Annotated in this window: 16 protein-coding genes; 14 read left to right on the top strand and 2 right to left on the bottom strand. The window is 42.0% G+C overall.

Going from position 1 to position 14,611, the window contains the following annotated elements; translation table 11 throughout:
- Nucleotides 1-17 precede the first annotated feature (17 nt).
- Nucleotides 18-155 (top strand): hypothetical protein, encoded by a 138-nt coding sequence (locus tag ACZ47Z_RS07670; RefSeq protein ID WP_020436619.1) that lies wholly within the window; start codon nt 18-20, stop codon nt 153-155.
- 70 nt (nt 156-225) lie between these two features.
- Here the strand turns inward: ACZ47Z_RS07670 and rpmB are convergent, their stop codons facing one another.
- Nucleotides 226-411 carry a 50S ribosomal protein L28 gene (gene rpmB, locus ACZ47Z_RS07675; protein WP_015529161.1) on the bottom strand — a complete coding sequence of 62 codons (186 nt, stop codon included), beginning with the start codon at nt 409-411 and terminating at the stop codon, nt 226-228.
- Between the two features lie 185 nt (nt 412-596).
- On the opposite strand from rpmB, the gene ACZ47Z_RS07680 reads away from it, so the two are divergent.
- The 7 genes from ACZ47Z_RS07680 (at nt 597) to ACZ47Z_RS07710 (ending at nt 6,984) form a co-directional block, all read left to right on the top strand.
- Nucleotides 597-956, top strand: a complete 360-nt coding sequence (locus ACZ47Z_RS07680) for an Asp23/Gls24 family envelope stress response protein (protein ID WP_015529162.1) — start codon at nt 597-599, stop codon at nt 954-956.
- Between the two features lie 12 nt (nt 957-968).
- Nucleotides 969-2,630: a DAK2 domain-containing protein gene (locus ACZ47Z_RS07685; RefSeq protein WP_054751188.1), complete on the top strand. Its 1,662-nt coding sequence runs from the start codon at nt 969-971 to the stop codon at nt 2,628-2,630.
- Between the two features lie 109 nt (nt 2,631-2,739).
- The gene (gene recG / locus ACZ47Z_RS07690) at nt 2,740-4,800 is read left to right on the top strand and encodes an ATP-dependent DNA helicase RecG (protein ID WP_464526031.1); all 2,061 of its coding nucleotides are present in this window, start codon (nt 2,740-2,742) and stop codon (nt 4,798-4,800) included.
- 156 nt (nt 4,801-4,956) lie between these two features.
- Nucleotides 4,957-5,163 carry an alpha/beta-type small acid-soluble spore protein gene (locus tag ACZ47Z_RS07695; protein ID WP_015529164.1) on the top strand — a complete coding sequence of 69 codons (207 nt, stop codon included), beginning with the start codon at nt 4,957-4,959 and terminating at the stop codon, nt 5,161-5,163.
- A 149-nt stretch (nt 5,164-5,312) separates the two neighbouring features.
- Nucleotides 5,313-5,909 (top strand): 16S rRNA (guanine(966)-N(2))-methyltransferase RsmD, encoded by a 597-nt coding sequence (rsmD, locus tag ACZ47Z_RS07700; protein WP_081016831.1) that lies wholly within the window; start codon nt 5,313-5,315, stop codon nt 5,907-5,909.
- Nucleotides 5,903-6,394 carry a pantetheine-phosphate adenylyltransferase gene (gene coaD, locus ACZ47Z_RS07705; RefSeq protein ID WP_015529165.1) on the top strand — a complete coding sequence of 164 codons (492 nt, stop codon included), beginning with the start codon at nt 5,903-5,905 and terminating at the stop codon, nt 6,392-6,394. The genes rsmD and coaD overlap by 7 nt, the downstream gene beginning before the upstream one ends.
- A gap of 2 nt (nt 6,395-6,396) precedes the next feature.
- Nucleotides 6,397-6,984, top strand: a complete 588-nt coding sequence (locus ACZ47Z_RS07710; RefSeq protein ID WP_015529166.1) for an ATP synthase subunit B family protein — start codon at nt 6,397-6,399, stop codon at nt 6,982-6,984.
- A 13-nt stretch (nt 6,985-6,997) separates the two neighbouring features.
- Here ACZ47Z_RS07710 and ACZ47Z_RS07715 read toward each other — a convergent pair whose 3' ends face one another.
- Nucleotides 6,998-7,954, bottom strand: coding sequence for a hypothetical protein (locus tag ACZ47Z_RS07715; protein WP_054751190.1), 957 nt, complete (start codon nt 7,952-7,954; stop codon nt 6,998-7,000).
- A gap of 127 nt (nt 7,955-8,081) precedes the next feature.
- On the opposite strand from ACZ47Z_RS07715, the gene ACZ47Z_RS07720 reads away from it, so the two are divergent.
- From ACZ47Z_RS07720 to ACZ47Z_RS07745, 6 genes are read left to right on the top strand one after another with little or no spacing between them, the layout of a single operon-like run.
- A complete protein-coding gene (locus tag ACZ47Z_RS07720; protein ID WP_020436634.1) occupies nt 8,082-9,464 on the top strand; it encodes an RsmF rRNA methyltransferase first C-terminal domain-containing protein in 1,383 nt (460 codons plus the stop codon).
- Nucleotides 9,461-10,186: a pseudouridine synthase gene (locus tag ACZ47Z_RS07725; RefSeq protein WP_464526032.1), complete on the top strand. Its 726-nt coding sequence runs from the start codon at nt 9,461-9,463 to the stop codon at nt 10,184-10,186. Before ACZ47Z_RS07720 ends, ACZ47Z_RS07725 begins: the two co-directional genes overlap by 4 nt.
- A gap of 13 nt (nt 10,187-10,199) precedes the next feature.
- Nucleotides 10,200-12,167, top strand: coding sequence for a YgiQ family radical SAM protein (locus ACZ47Z_RS07730; protein WP_464526033.1), 1,968 nt, complete (start codon nt 10,200-10,202; stop codon nt 12,165-12,167).
- A gap of 45 nt (nt 12,168-12,212) precedes the next feature.
- Nucleotides 12,213-12,971 carry an SDR family NAD(P)-dependent oxidoreductase gene (locus ACZ47Z_RS07735; RefSeq protein WP_015529169.1) on the top strand — a complete coding sequence of 253 codons (759 nt, stop codon included), beginning with the start codon at nt 12,213-12,215 and terminating at the stop codon, nt 12,969-12,971.
- Nucleotides 12,972-12,990: 19 nt separating this feature from the next.
- Nucleotides 12,991-13,569 carry a hypothetical protein gene (locus ACZ47Z_RS07740; protein ID WP_015529170.1) on the top strand — a complete coding sequence of 193 codons (579 nt, stop codon included), beginning with the start codon at nt 12,991-12,993 and terminating at the stop codon, nt 13,567-13,569.
- A 13-nt stretch (nt 13,570-13,582) separates the two neighbouring features.
- On the top strand, nt 13,583-14,611 hold the full coding sequence (locus ACZ47Z_RS07745; RefSeq protein WP_464526034.1) for an RluA family pseudouridine synthase: 1,029 nt from the start codon (nt 13,583-13,585) through the stop codon (nt 14,609-14,611).

Raw genomic sequence — 14,611 nt, forward strand, 5'->3', positions numbered from 1 at the left:
ATATTGGGAGCAGTATTGTGAAGAAAGTTTTTGGATTTGCATTGTTTTGGTTTGCAGCAGGAATGATCGTCATGATGCTGCTTTCTGATGTCTTATGGGGAACTGTGATCGCAATTACCGGTATTGTACTGGCATATTGTTTGTTCTGCAGATAAAAAAAGAACTTTATCCGAATAAACAGATAAAGTTCTTTATACCGTGTCATATTGAATCATCAAACGAGAATTAAGCACGCTCAACGAGTCCTGATCTCAGGCAAGAAGTACAAACGTACATTTTCTGAGAACCGCCCTCTGTCTTAACTCTTACAGACTTCACATTTGATTTCCACATTTTTGGTGATCTTCTATGAGAGTGGCTTACATTGTTTCCAAAATGAGCACCCTTTTCACAAATAGCACATTTAGCCATGACTGCACCTCCTAACAATCTAAACTGGTCTTTTAGACTCATAACAATGATATTCTATCAGAAACTTTCGAGTAATGCAAGTGTTATTTTAAAAAAATCAAAACTGTATTGTAAAAAACAAAAAGTAATAGTATAATAGTCATGTTATATATGGAAAGAACCTATAGAATTGGAGGGAATATATGATGAAGGGAAGTATGAGTACAGATCTTGGAATCATTACAATCAATCCTGAAGTCATTGCAAAATATGCAGGCTCAATGGCAATTGAGTGCTTTGGCATAGTAGGAATGGCAGCAGTTAATATGAAAGATGGCCTTGTGCATCTTTTGAAAAGAGAAAGCCTGACAAGGGGAATTCATGTTGAGATCACAGAAGATAATGTAATTACGCTTGATTTTCATGTGATCGTTTCCTATGGAGTGAATATTCTTTCAGTTTCTGACAACCTTATGAATAATGTAAAATATAAGGTAGAAGAATTTACTGGTATGAAAGTAGATAAGATCAACATCTTCGTTGAAGGTGTCAGAGTGATAGATTAAGGAGGAACAATTGTGGCTGTTAAAACGATAAACACCGAATTGCTTCAGAAGATGTTTCTTGCGGGAGCAGCGAATCTTGAGGCAAAGAAGGAGTTCATTAATGAATTGAACGTATTTCCGGTGCCGGATGGTGATACAGGAACAAATATGACACTGACGATCCTGTCAGCGGCAAAAGAAGTAAAGGCGCTGGAGAATCCTGATATGGTGGCGATTGCAAAAGCAATTTCTTCAGGCTCTCTTCGTGGAGCAAGAGGTAACTCCGGAGTTATCTTATCCCAGCTTCTTCGTGGCTTTACAAAGGAGATCAGGGAACATAAAGAGATTGACACAATTACACTTGCGAAGGCATGTGAACGTGCAACTGCAACTGCTTATAAGGCTGTTATGAAGCCGAAGGAAGGAACAATTCTTACTGTAGCAAAGGGAGCATCCCAGAAAGCGGCAGAGCTTGCAGAGACAACAGAAGATCTGGATACATTTATTTCAGAAGTGATCAACTATGCGCAGGAAGTCCTTGAAAAGACACCGGAGATGCTTCCGGTATTAAAAGAAGCAGGCGTAGTAGATTCCGGTGGACAGGGACTTCTGGAAGTAATGCGTGGTGCATACGATGCATTCCAGGGAAAAGAGATTGATTATTCTGCAATCGAGGCAAGTGCCGGCACAAAGATGGTGAAGCCTTCTGAACAGGCAGAAACAGAGATTAAATTCGGATATTGTACAGAGTTTATCATCATGCTGGAAAAAGAATTCACAGCGAAAGATGAGACAGAGTTCAAAGCATATCTGGAGTCTATCGGAGATTCTATCGTATGTGTAGCGGATGATGATATTGTTAAGATCCACGTACACACGAATGATCCGGGACTTGCAATCCAGAGAGCGCTGACATACGGACAGCTCTCACGTATGAAGATTGATAATATGAGAGAAGAGCATCAGGAGAGATTGATCAAAGATGCGGAGAAGCTGGCTGCACAGCAGGCTGAAGCGAAAAAGGCGGAGCCGCGCAAAGAAGTCGGATTTATTGCAGTTTCTATCGGAGAAGGAATGAATGAGATTTTCCGTGAGCTTGGTGCTGACTATATTATTGAAGGCGGTCAGACAATGAATCCAAGTACAGAAGACATGCTCAATGCGATCGATCAGGTGAACGCAGAACATATCTTTATCCTTCCGAACAACAAGAACATTATTCTTGCTGCCAATCAGGCGCAGACACTGACAGAGGATAAGGATATTATTGTAGTACCTTCCAAGACAGTTCCGCAGGGAATTACTGCGATTATTAACTATATGCCGGATGCAGACGCACAGACGAATCTGGAAGCAATGATCGAAGGAATTGGAAATGTGAAGACAGGACAGGTTACTTATGCAGTCCGTGATACACACATTGATGACAAAGAGATCCATGAGGGAGATATCATGGGAATCGGAGACAGTGGAATTCTTGCTGTCGGACAGTCTGTGGAAGAGACAACAAAAGAGATGCTTGCACAGCTGGTGGATGAAGACACAGAGCTGATCAGTCTGTATTATGGTCAGGATGTACAGGAGGAGAGTGCAGAGAACTTTGCACAGGAGATTGAAGATTTATATCCGGATGTAGATGTTGATGTACATTCCGGTGGACAGCCAATCTACTATTATGTACTTTCTGTTGAATAAGGAGAACTGTCAGTAAAGAGACAGAACAGCAGTACTGTAATAAAATCAGGAACAGACCGGGACATTTGGGAAAAGTGTTCCGGTTATTTTGTTTAGGAGACAGACATAAATGAGTAAAAAATCAGGAGTTGGAACAATCAAAGGTGTGGGCGAAAAAACGGAGAAGCTCTTCGAAAAAATCGGAGTTTACACAGTGGATGACTTGATTCATTATTATCCGAGAGGGTATGAGATTTTTGGAGAACCGGTTCCGATCAGTGAAGTGGAGGAAGGCAAAGTCTGCACGATCTGTGGCAGTGTTTTTGGGCGTGTACAGGTTTCTCCGGGAAAAGGAAGACAGATCACGACTGCATATTTAAAGGATCTGACAGGAACAATAAAGGTAATCTGGTTTCGAATGCCGTTTTTAAGAAATACACTTGGGCGAAAAGGAGCAGTTGTTCTTCGCGGCAGGGTTGTGAAGAAAAGAGATTCCCTTGTGATGGAACATCCGGAGATTTACGATCCGGCAGTTCGTTATCAGGAAAAAATCAACACCATGCAGCCTGTTTATGGATTGACAGCAGGTCTGACAAACAATGCAGTAATCAAAGCACTACGTCAGGCATTAGAACAGGTGCGGGAACAGGATGACTTTCTTCCGGATGAATTTACGAAGAAATATCATTTCCGGCCTTATGAACAATCTGTGCGGGAGATGCATTTCCCGGAGAATAAAGAAGCATTTCTTGCGGCAAGACAACGATTTGTTTTTGAGGAATTTCTTGTTTTTATTCTTTCTCTGCGCCAGATTAAAAATACACAGGACAGGATGAAGAACGGATTCCATTTTGAAGATCAGCCTCAAATCAGCGAATTCCTGAGACAACTGCCGTATGAACTGACGGCTGCACAGCTGCGGGTATGGGATGATATGCAGAAAGACATGAAAAGTCAATATGTCATGTCCAGACTTGTTCAGGGAGATGTTGGATCAGGTAAAACAATCGTAGCAGTTCTTGGATTACTGTTTGCAGGATTGAACGGCTATCAGGGAGCGTTAATGGCACCGACAGAGGTACTTGCAAGACAGCATTTTGAAAATATCAAAGACATGTTGGAACAGTATCAGATCCCACTGCGGGCAGAACTTTTGACCGGATCTATGAAAGCAAAAGAAAAGAGAGAAGCTTATGCCCGGATTGAGAGTGGGGAATCATCAATTATTATAGGAACACACGCATTGATACAGGAGAAAGCAATCTATCACAATCTGGCACTTGTGGTGACGGATGAACAGCATCGTTTTGGCGTAAAACAAAGAGAAATGCTTGCAGGTAAAGGAAACCTGCCACACATTCTCGTAATGAGTGCGACACCGATCCCGAGAACACTTGGAATTATTCTTTATGGTGATCTGGATATTTCTGTGATCGATGAGCTCCCGAAGAACCGTCTTCCGATCAAAAACTGTGTTGTGGATACAGGATACCGTCCGAAGGCCTATGAATTCATAAGAAAACAGGTAGCACAAGGACGTCAGTGCTATGTGATCTGTCCGATGGTTGAAGAAAGTGAAGCAATGGAAGCGGAAAATGTTATCGATTATTGCGAGATGCTTTCAGAAACGTTGGGAGATTCAATCAATGTCAGCTTTCTGCATGGAAAGATGAAGGAAAAAGAGAAAGATGAAGTGATGAATGCATTTGGAAAAAATGAAATCCAGGTGCTTGTTTCAACAACAGTTGTTGAAGTGGGAATTGATGTGCCGAATGCAACAGTGATCATGATCGAAAATGCAGAACGTTTCGGGCTGGCGCAGCTTCATCAGTTGAGAGGAAGGGTTGGTCGTGGAAAGTATCAGTCCTATTGCATTTTCATGACAGCATCGAAATCAAAAGAAACGAAGGAACGGTTAGATATCCTGAATCATTCAAATGATGGTTTCTTTATTGCAAGTGAAGATCTCCGACTGCGTGGTCCGGGGGATCTTTTTGGAATCCGGCAGAGTGGCGTGCTTGATTTTAAAGTTGCCGATGTATTTCAAGATGCAAAGCTGCTTCAAAACGCAAGTGAAGAGGCAGACAGACTTCTTTTGGACGATCCGGAACTGGAATTCCCTGAGCATCGCAAATTGAAAGAACATTTACGGATAAAACTGGATGAGATCATGCTGGAAACAACATTGTGATGTTTGCGGATTACAGCAATTGTATAGCAATGGAGCAATCTGGCTGCATCAGTGATTGCCAGAAGTTACCAGTTTAAAATTAATTTTCCTCCACATACTAACAGTGTAACAAAGCTAAATAGTAAAGTTACAAAATGCAAAAGGAGGAAAAAGATCATGGCAAGTCGTTCATCTAACAAAACAGCAGTACCTGAGGCGAAAGGAGCTATGAACAAGTTCAAGTACGAAGTAGCATCCGAGTTGGGAGTTCCGTTAACAGATGGCTACAATGGAGACCTCACATCAAAACAGAATGGTTCTGTCGGCGGTTATATGGTTAAAAAGATGATTGAACAGCAGGAGAAGCAGATGGCAGAAAAGTAACAGGCGAAGAAAAATCGTCTGCAGAAGCGGTCTGCATCAGACAGAAAAGCGGTTCAAAAACTGTCATGTACAGTAAAAAGAACACAAGAAATGAAAAAGAGAAAAGCACTCGGCATTGACCCGGGTGCTTTTTTCTGCTAAAATTCACCATAGTTAATGACAGGAGGTGTCGATATTTGAGAGTAATTGCAGGAAGCGCAAGAAGCCTAAAACTGAAGACTCTTGAGGGGATAGAGACAAGACCGACAACGGACCGGATCAAAGAGACTTTGTTTAATATGATAAGTCCGCAGATGTATGACTGTATTTTCCTTGATTTGTTTGCAGGAAGTGGCGGAATCGGAATAGAGGCTCTCAGCAGGGGAGCAAAAGAAGCAGTATTTGTAGAGAAAAATCCTAAGGCGATGGAATGTGTCAAGGAGAATTTGAAATTCACACGTCTGGAGAAGAAGGGACTTACACTGACAAAGGATGTGATGAACGCATTATATCAGTTGGAAGGTGAAAAGGTTTTTGACTTTGTATTCATGGATCCACCGTATAATATGGGATTTGAGAAAAGAGTTCTGGAATACCTTGCAGGATCGGATCTGATCTATGAAGATACGGTGATCATCGTAGAAGCTTCGTTAGATACAGATTTTGGATATCTTCCAGAATTGGGATATTCTTTGATCAAAGAGAAGAGATATAAGACAAACAAGCATGTATTTATTGAGAAAGCCGGAAAGGAAGAAGTATGTTAAAAGCAATTTATCCGGGAAGTTTTGACCCCGTTACCCGTGGACATTATGATATCATTTGCAGATCTTGTAAAATCGTAGACAAATTAATTGTCGGAGTACTGAATAATAAAGCAAAAATGCCGTTGTTTTCTGTAGAAGAACGTGTTAAAATGTTAAAGGAAGTGACGAAAGATCTGCCGAATGTTGAGATTATACCATTTGATGGATTGCTGGTAGACTTTGCGGAACAGATAGGTGCAGATGTGGTTATCAGGGGATTACGTGCGATTACCGATTTTGAATATGAGCTGCAGATGTCGCAGACGAATCAGAGGATGAAGCCTGATATAGAGACCATGTTTCTGACAACAAGTATAGAATATTCTTACTTAAGTTCGACTACAGTGCGGGAGATTGCCGCTTTTGGGGGAGACGTATCACAGTTTGTGCCGGAAGCCGTCGAGATCGCACTCAGAGAAAAGATGAAAGAAAAAAGGAGAGTGTAACAATGAGCAGCCGTATTGAACAGATCATTGAAGAAATTGAAGAATATATAGACAGAGATTGTAAGTTTCAGCCGTTGTCTACAACAAAGATTATTGTAAATAAGGAGCATCTGGATGAATTACTTCGCGAACTTCGTATGAAGACACCGGATGAGATCAAACGTTATCAGAAGATTATTGCGAACAGAGATGCGATTCTTGCTGATGCAAAGGCAAAAGCAGATGCAATGATCGAGGAAGCACAGGTTCAGACAACAGAGCTTGTCAGTGAGCATGAGATCATGCAGCAGGCATATGCTCAGGCAAATGAGATCGTAACTCAGGCAACAGCACAGGCACAGGAGATTCTTGATAACGCAACAATGGATGCAAATACAATCCGTGTTGGTGCGATCCAGTATACAGATGATCTTCTTGCAAATGCAGAAAGCATTATCGGACATACTTTGGACAGTTATACAACAAAGTATGACGGATTGATCAATTCTTTACAGGAGTGCTACGATACAGTTCGCTCTAACCGTTCAGAACTTGAAGTTCCATCCGATGACGGATATTATGATGAGAATGGACAGGGAGACCTGAGGTAGTCATTACATTGTATTATAAAAATTTCAGATAGAGAAATGTCAAAAGACTGACTGCCAGTGCGGCGGTCAGTTTTTGTATTATATAAGAAGAAAGTTTAAGTCCTGTACCGGCAATCATGGATTGTGTCTGGGCAACGGAACACCATCCACCAAAAGAGGTAAGTGCGAGAAGCAACGGATAAAGAACCTGGGGGTGGGAAAGACTTTGAGACAGGAGAAGAACTCCGTTTGTCATCTCAAGAGAAGATTTCAGGAGAAGAAAACCAGGTGAACGAATTGGCAGAAGTTCCAATAATGCAAGAAGTACAGAAAAGATCATCAGGTAACCTCCGACTTTTACAAGCGTTTCTGAACTGTTCAGGATACAAGATTCTAACACGGGAAAATTCATTTTGTGCGTCAGTGGTTTTGAAAAAATGGAATTCTCCTGTGTGAAAACTTCGGACATTTCCGGGAAAATCCAATCTTTATTCTTGATGAAATGTCTTAGAATTCGTTGAAGAAAGCTTAATAGGATCATAGTTCCGAAAAGAAGCAGTAAAGCGGGAATGCAGAAAGCTTTCTGATGAATTGTATTTAAAACAAGAAAAGTAATAATGAAAGATGGACTTGCATTATTACAGAAGGACAGCAGGTAAGAAGCTTCTTCAAGAGAAATTTTTCCTTGAAGAAGAAGGTCGGCAATGATTTTTGCACCCATTGGATAACCGCATAAAAAGCCGGACAGAACGGCGAAACTTCCATAGAAGGAAGTTCCAAAGAGCAGATGGAGAGGACGGAAAAGCAGACGGGAGACAACAGCAGCACCATCTGTTTTCAACAAAAGTCCTGTGACAATAAGATAAGGAAAAAGGGTCGGTATCAGAATCTGATACCAGAGAAGCAGGCCATCACAAGCTCCCTGGAATACAGTTTCAGGAAAGAGTAGCATCGTAAAAAACAATGAAAGCAGTACGAGAGCCAGAAGCATAGGAAACCTCCTTTTACAAAAATATTCTATGAAAAGAAAAAAGAAACTATACCGGAGCTATGGAAATATGATATAGTTAAATGTAAAGTATTTTGATCTTGATATTGCAAAGGAGCAAACAATAAATATGAATTTACCAAAAGTATTTGAAGAGAAAATGAAGGATCTTCTTGGTTCTGAATATGAAGCATATACGGCATGTTATGATGAACCGCGTCACTATGGTCTGCGCGTGAACACAGCGAAGATTTCTGTGGAAGATTTCCTGAAGATCGCACCTTGGCCGTTAGAGCCGGTTCCGTGGATCCATAATGGATTCTATTATGACGGAGATAATATCCAGCCGTCGAAACATCCATATTATTTCGCAGGACTTTATTATCTGCAGGAGCCAAGTGCCATGACACCGGCAGATCGTCTTCCGGTAGAGCCGGGAGACCGTGTGCTTGATGTCTGTGCAGCACCTGGAGGCAAGGCCACAGAACTTGGGGCAAAGCTTGGAGGAACCGGTGTACTGGCTGCGAATGATCTGAGCAGTTCCAGAGCGAAGGGACTTTTGAAGAATCTTGAATTATTTGGAATCGGAAACGTGCTCATCTTAAGTGAAGAGCCTGGAAAGCTTGTTTCTTATTTCCCAGAGTATTTTGATAAGATTTTGATCGACGCACCTTGTTCCGGGGAAGGCATGTTTCGTAAAGAGAAAAAGATGGTGAAAGCATGGGAAGAACACGGACCGGAGTTTTTTTCAAAGATCCAGAGAAGCATTGTGACACAGGCGGCCCAGATGCTGCGCCCGGGTGGAATGCTGCTTTATTCCACCTGTACATTTTCACCGGAAGAGAATGAACAGACGATTGAATATCTGCTTCAGGAATACCCGGAATTTAAGATCTGTGAGATGGAAGGTTACGAAGGATTTGCAGATGGAATGCCGCAGGTGACAGAAAGCAAGAATCCGGAACTTGAAAAGACGGTTCGTATTTTCCCTCATCGTATGAAGGGAGAAGGACATTTCCTCGCACTTCTTCAAAAGGGCGAAAAACAGGAAGAAGGAAAGAGACTTCCGGAGAGTGGGAAGAACAAGAAGCTTCCGGAAGAATTGGAAGAATTTCTTGGTCATATTGATCGAAAATTCGATTCCTCTCGCATGGATCTGCGTGGAGAGAAAGTGTATTATATGCCGGAAGGACTTCCGACACTTCGTGGAATCCGTTTCTTAAGAACAGGCCTACTGATGGGTGAACTGAAGAAGAATCGTTTTGAGCCGAGTCAGGCACTGGCGATGAATCTGAAAAAGGAAGAATATGATCAGGTGATCGATCTTCCATTAGAAGACGAACGCGTTATGAAATATCTGAAAGGCGAGACTTTGGATGTGGAGGATCTTGTGAAGCCGAAAGACAAGGGATGGTATCTGATCTGTGTGGATGGATATCCGCTTGGTTTTGGAAAGCTTGTGAATCAGATGCTTAAGAATAAGTACCTTCCGGGATGGCGGTGGAACTCATGAAACTGAGACTGGATAAATATCTGGCAGACATGGGAATCGGAACACGTACAGAAGTGAAGAAAGTAATCACAAAAGGACAGGTTCGAGTTAATGAAGAGACAGTAAAACGTCCGGAGATCAAGATTGACACCGAAAAAGATCATGTGTTTTGCCAGGGACAGATGGTTGCTTATGCAGAATATGAATATTACATGTTAAATAAGCCAGCCGGGGTGGTTTCTGCAACGGAAGATAAAAATGACAGTACTGTATTAGATTTGATTGATGAAAAGCAGAGAAAGGATCTCTTTCCTGTCGGAAGATTAGATAAAGACACAGAGGGACTTTTACTGATCACAAATGATGGCGAACTCGCACATCAGCTTTTGTCACCGAAGAAGCATGTAGATAAAGTCTATTTCGCCAGAATCGATGGAAAAGTTACGGAAGAAGATGTGAGAAGATTTGCAGAAGGACTTGAAATCGGGGAAGAGAGACCGACACTTCCGGCTCATCTGGAAATTCTGAAAAGTGAAGAGATTTCTGAAATTCGACTGACAATCAGAGAGGGAAAGTTTCATCAGGTGAAACGAATGTTCCATGTAGTCGGAAAAGAGGTTATTTATCTGAAACGCCTGCAGATGGGAAGCCTTGTACTTGATCCGCGGCTTGCATTAGGAGAATATCGAGAATTAACAGGACAGGAACTGGAAGTATTGCGTGACTGTTCATTATTACGTTAAACAGGGAGAAAGCATGAAAGGAAATTTTTTACCAATTACCAGAGAAGAGATGAAAGAGAGAGGATGGGATCAGGTAGATTTTGTCTATGTATCAGGAGATGCCTATGTCGATCATCCATCTTTTGGTCACGCAATCATTACACGTCTTCTGGAATCCAGAGGATATCGTGTTGGGATTATTGCACAGCCGGACTGGCGTAAGCCGGAGAGCGTGCAGGTGTTCGGAGAACCAAGACTTGGATTTCTTGTCTCTGCAGGAAATATGGATTCTATGGTAAATCATTATTCTGTATCCAAAAAGAGAAGAAAGACAGACGCCTATACACCGGGCGGCGAGATGGGAAAACGACCGGACTATGCCTGCGTAGTATATGGAAATCTGATTCGTCAGACTTATAAAAAGACACCGATCATTTTGGGCGGTATCGAAGCAAGTCTTCGAAGAATGGCACACTATGATTACTGGTCAGACAAGCTGAAACGTTCTGTACTGCTCGATTCGGGTGCAGATGTGATTTCTTATGGAATGGGCGAACATTCAATCGTAGAGCTTGCAGAAGCACTGGATGCCGGGATACCGGTTGAGGATATCACGTATATAGCCGGTACGGTTGTAAAAACGAAATCATTAGACAGTATTTATGATGCGGAAATCCTTCCGTCCTTTGAAGACCTCAAAGCGGACAAGATGAATTATGCCCGCAGCTTTTACACACAGTATCTGAATACGGATGCATTTAACGGAAAACGTCTTGTAGAACCGTATTCTGAACATCTGTATGTAGTACAGAATCCGCCGGCAACACCACTGACACAGATGGAGATGGATGATGTTTACTCCCTTCCTTATCAGAGGACTTACCATCCGTCTTACGAGGCAAAAGGCGGAGTTCCTGCAATCAAGGAGATTAAATTCAGTCTGATCAGCAACAGAGGATGTTTTGGAGGATGCAGTTTTTGTGCATTGACGTTCCATCAGGGAAGAATTGTCCAGGTGAGAAGTCATGAATCTCTGATTGAAGAAGCAAAAGAAATTACAAAAGATAAGGACTTTAAAGGATATATTCATGATGTTGGCGGTCCGACAGCAAATTTCCGGCATCCATCCTGCAAAAAGCAGATGGAGCATGGCGTTTGTAAAACGCGTCAGTGTCTGTTCCCGTCCCCGTGTAAGAATCTGGACGCAGATCACAGAGATTATGTCAGTCTGTTGAGAAAGTTGAGAGATATTCCAAAAGTTAAGAAGGTGTTTATCCGTTCAGGAATCCGCTTTGATTATCTGCTCGCAGATAAGAAGCAGGAGTTTTTAAGAGAGTTGTGTGAATATCATGTCAGTGGACAGTTGAAGGTAGCACCGGAGCATGTGGCAGGGCCTGTCCTGTCTCTGATGGGAAAACCGGAGCACAAAGTCTATGAAGAGTTTACAAGACAGTTTTATAAGATGAATGAGAGAATCGGGAAAGAACAGTATCTGGTTCCGTATCTGATGTCCTCCCACCCTGGTTCTACTCTGAAGGAAGCAGTAGAACTTGCAGAGTACTGTCGTGATCTTGGCTATATGCCGGAGCAGGTGCAGGATTTCTATCCGACACCATCAACTCTTTCCACCTGTATGTATTATACCGGGGTAGATCCGAGAACGATGCAGAAGGTTTATGTTCCGAAGAGTCCGCATGAGAAGGCAATGCAGAGAGCGTTGATCCAATATCGTAATCCGGAGCTGTATGATCTGGTGATTGAAGCACTTCATAAAGCAGGAAGATCTGATCTGATCGGATTCGGACCGAAATGTCTTGTGAGACCGAGACAGATGCGTGGTTCAGGAAATGATAAAAAAGCCGGCAGAAAGGAACCGAAAAAAGGATCAAAAGGTTCGAATGGTCAGAAAAGACAAAACAATTCTGAACACAGAGGAAGAGTTGAAGGGAAAAATAAGAAGAAATCTATCAGAAATGTTCATTCTAAGAAGAATAGAAAATAGGTACATTTAAGTATCTGACAGACAGGATTCAAGAAAGGAAGCAGGATGAAAATTGCAATCGTAACCGGAGCATCTTCGGGAATGGGAAGAGAATTTGTACGTCAGCTTGGATATTTTTATAAAAATCTGGATGAGATCTGGGTGATTGCCAGGCGCAAAGAGCGTCTGGAAGCGCTTGCGAAAGAAAGCAGAGTTCCTCTTCGGATTTTTGCAGGTGACCTTCAGAAGAAAAAGGTATATAAGGAATTGAGAGATGCACTTGAGAAAGAACAGCCGGATTTACGAATGCTTGTGAATTCAGCAGGATTTGGCAAGTCAGGAAGTGTAGAAGAGATTTTGTCTGAAAAATTCCGGATCCAGACAGATATGGTGGATGTAAACTGCCGGTCTCTTACAAGAATGACATTGCTGTGTCTGCCATTTCTGCGTGCTGGCAGCAGGATCGTCAATCTTGCGTCCGCATCTGCATTTTGTCCACAACCGTATTTCTCAGTATATGCGGCAACGAAGTCCTATGTCTTAAGCTTCTCCAGATCATTGGGAGAAGAACTGAGAAAAAAAGGAATTGTCGTCACAGCAGTCTGCCCGGGTCCGGTTGATACGGAGTTCTTCAAGTTTTCCGGGAAACCGCAGAATATCTTGAAGAAACTGACAATGGCGAAGGCAGACAGAGTGGTTCATCAGGCGTTGAAGGACTGCAGATCCGGGAAGTCAGTCTCCGTTTATGGAATCCCAATGAAATTAACTTACTTTGGAACAAAACTGCTGCCGCATGGATTTCTCGTGCGTATGCAGCAAATATGAATTTAGAATAGGATGAAAAATGAAGAAAATACAAAAAGGAAAACCAGGTTATTTGAATTATAAAAGAAAAGTGGAGATTTTAAGAACAGTTATTTATTTTGTAATCGTTCTGGCAATTTTTGCTCTTGGTTACTGGCAGACACATACGAGGCTGAATCTTCTGACAGTTGTTGCTATCCTTGGATGTCTTCCGGCATCAAAGGCACTTGTAGGTGTGATCGCGCGTTATCCATATCAATCAATTGAACTGTCACAGGCGAAGGAAATCGCAGGAAAATCAAAACATTTAACAGTTTGTTATGATCTTATAATTACAAGCAAAGAGCATATCATGCCAACAGACTGTATCGTAATTTCGGGACACAACATTTACGGATACACACATTATGAGAAAGTAAATACAGATGAACTTGGAAAGCATATCAAGACAATCCTTGCGCAGAATCAGTACACAGGTTTTACTGTTAAGATCTTAAATCAGTATACACCGTTTCTGGCCCGCGTGGAGGGACTTGAAAATATTGCTGTAGTAGAGCAGGAAGATACGAAAGCAAGAGAACAGGAAATCCGTAATCTTATTCTGAATATATCAATGTAAAGAGGAAAAGACGATGAGAGAGATCAGCATCCAGAAAAATGAGGCAGGACAACGCATGGATAAATTCCTTGCAAAGTATCTCAATAAAGCGCCAAAAAGTTTTTTCTATAAGATGATGAGAAAAAAGAATATTACCTTGAATGGAAAAAAAGCAGTTGGAAATGAACAGCTGAAACAGGGGGATGTGATTAAGTTATTTCTTGCGGAAGAGACGATTGAGAACTTTATCGATCATTCACAGTTTTCGAAGAAAAAAGTGTCCTCTGCAAAAAAACAGACAGCGGGAAAGAAGGTACAGTTAGATATCTTATATGAAGATGAGGCTGCTGTATTTATCAATAAACCGGTCGGAATGCTCTCCCAGAAGGCATCCCCGACGGATACTTCTCTTGTGGAGTATTTTATTGATTATCTGTTGGAAAATGGGAAAATCACGGAAGAAGAACTGCATACATTTCATCCATCTGTCTGTAACCGTTTAGACAGAAATACAAGCGGAATTGTGGCAGCAGGAAAAACACTGCAGGCATTACAGGGATTAAGCGAGATGTTCCGTGACCGTACACTTAAGAAATATTATCTTTGCCTAGTAAAAGGGCAGGTAAAAGAGAATCAGAGGATTCATGGTTATCTCGTCAAGAATGAAAAGACAAATAAAGTTACGGTGAGTCAGAAAAAGCCGGCTGAACAGACAAAAGATGGGAAAGAGGCATCAGCAATCCGTACAGAATACAAAGTGCTTGCACGAAATAGAGAAACAACACTTCTTGAAGTGCATCTGATCACCGGTAAGACACACCAGATTCGTGCACATCTGGCATCCATTGGGCATCCGATCGCAGGGGATTACAAATACGGGAACCGGTCATTTAACGATGCTTTGAAAAAGGAATACGGACTTCGTTCCCAGCTTCTGCATGCTTACCGTCTGGAATTCCCGGAGAACTGCGAGGGAGATATCAAACAGCTTTCAGGAAAGATCCTCAAAGCACCTGTCCCGGCCTTATTTGAACAAATCTGTAAAGCGCAGGGAGTGATGTGA

Source organism: Mediterraneibacter faecis (assembly GCF_055383675.1).

Coding starts and splice junctions, on each gene's coding strand:
- ACZ47Z_RS07720 (WP_020436634.1), top strand. CDS start 8,082: ATGAATTTACCAAAAGTATTTGAAGAGAAAATGAAGGATCTTCTTGGT.
- ACZ47Z_RS07735 (WP_015529169.1), top strand. CDS start 12,213: ATGAAAATTGCAATCGTAACCGGAGCATCTTCGGGAATGGGAAGAGAA.
- ACZ47Z_RS07680 (WP_015529162.1), top strand. CDS start 597: ATGAAGGGAAGTATGAGTACAGATCTTGGAATCATTACAATCAATCCT.
- coaD (WP_015529165.1), top strand. CDS start 5,903: ATGTTAAAAGCAATTTATCCGGGAAGTTTTGACCCCGTTACCCGTGGA.
- rpmB (WP_015529161.1), bottom strand. CDS start 411: ATGGCTAAATGTGCTATTTGTGAAAAGGGTGCTCATTTTGGAAACAAT.
- ACZ47Z_RS07715 (WP_054751190.1), bottom strand. CDS start 7,954: ATGCTTCTGGCTCTCGTACTGCTTTCATTGTTTTTTACGATGCTACTC.
- ACZ47Z_RS07710 (WP_015529166.1), top strand. CDS start 6,397: ATGAGCAGCCGTATTGAACAGATCATTGAAGAAATTGAAGAATATATA.
- ACZ47Z_RS07740 (WP_015529170.1), top strand. CDS start 12,991: ATGAAGAAAATACAAAAAGGAAAACCAGGTTATTTGAATTATAAAAGA.
- ACZ47Z_RS07695 (WP_015529164.1), top strand. CDS start 4,957: ATGGCAAGTCGTTCATCTAACAAAACAGCAGTACCTGAGGCGAAAGGA.
- ACZ47Z_RS07730 (WP_464526033.1), top strand. CDS start 10,200: ATGAAAGGAAATTTTTTACCAATTACCAGAGAAGAGATGAAAGAGAGA.
- recG (WP_464526031.1), top strand. CDS start 2,740: ATGAGTAAAAAATCAGGAGTTGGAACAATCAAAGGTGTGGGCGAAAAA.
- ACZ47Z_RS07725 (WP_464526032.1), top strand. CDS start 9,461: ATGAAACTGAGACTGGATAAATATCTGGCAGACATGGGAATCGGAACA.
- ACZ47Z_RS07745 (WP_464526034.1), top strand. CDS start 13,583: ATGAGAGAGATCAGCATCCAGAAAAATGAGGCAGGACAACGCATGGAT.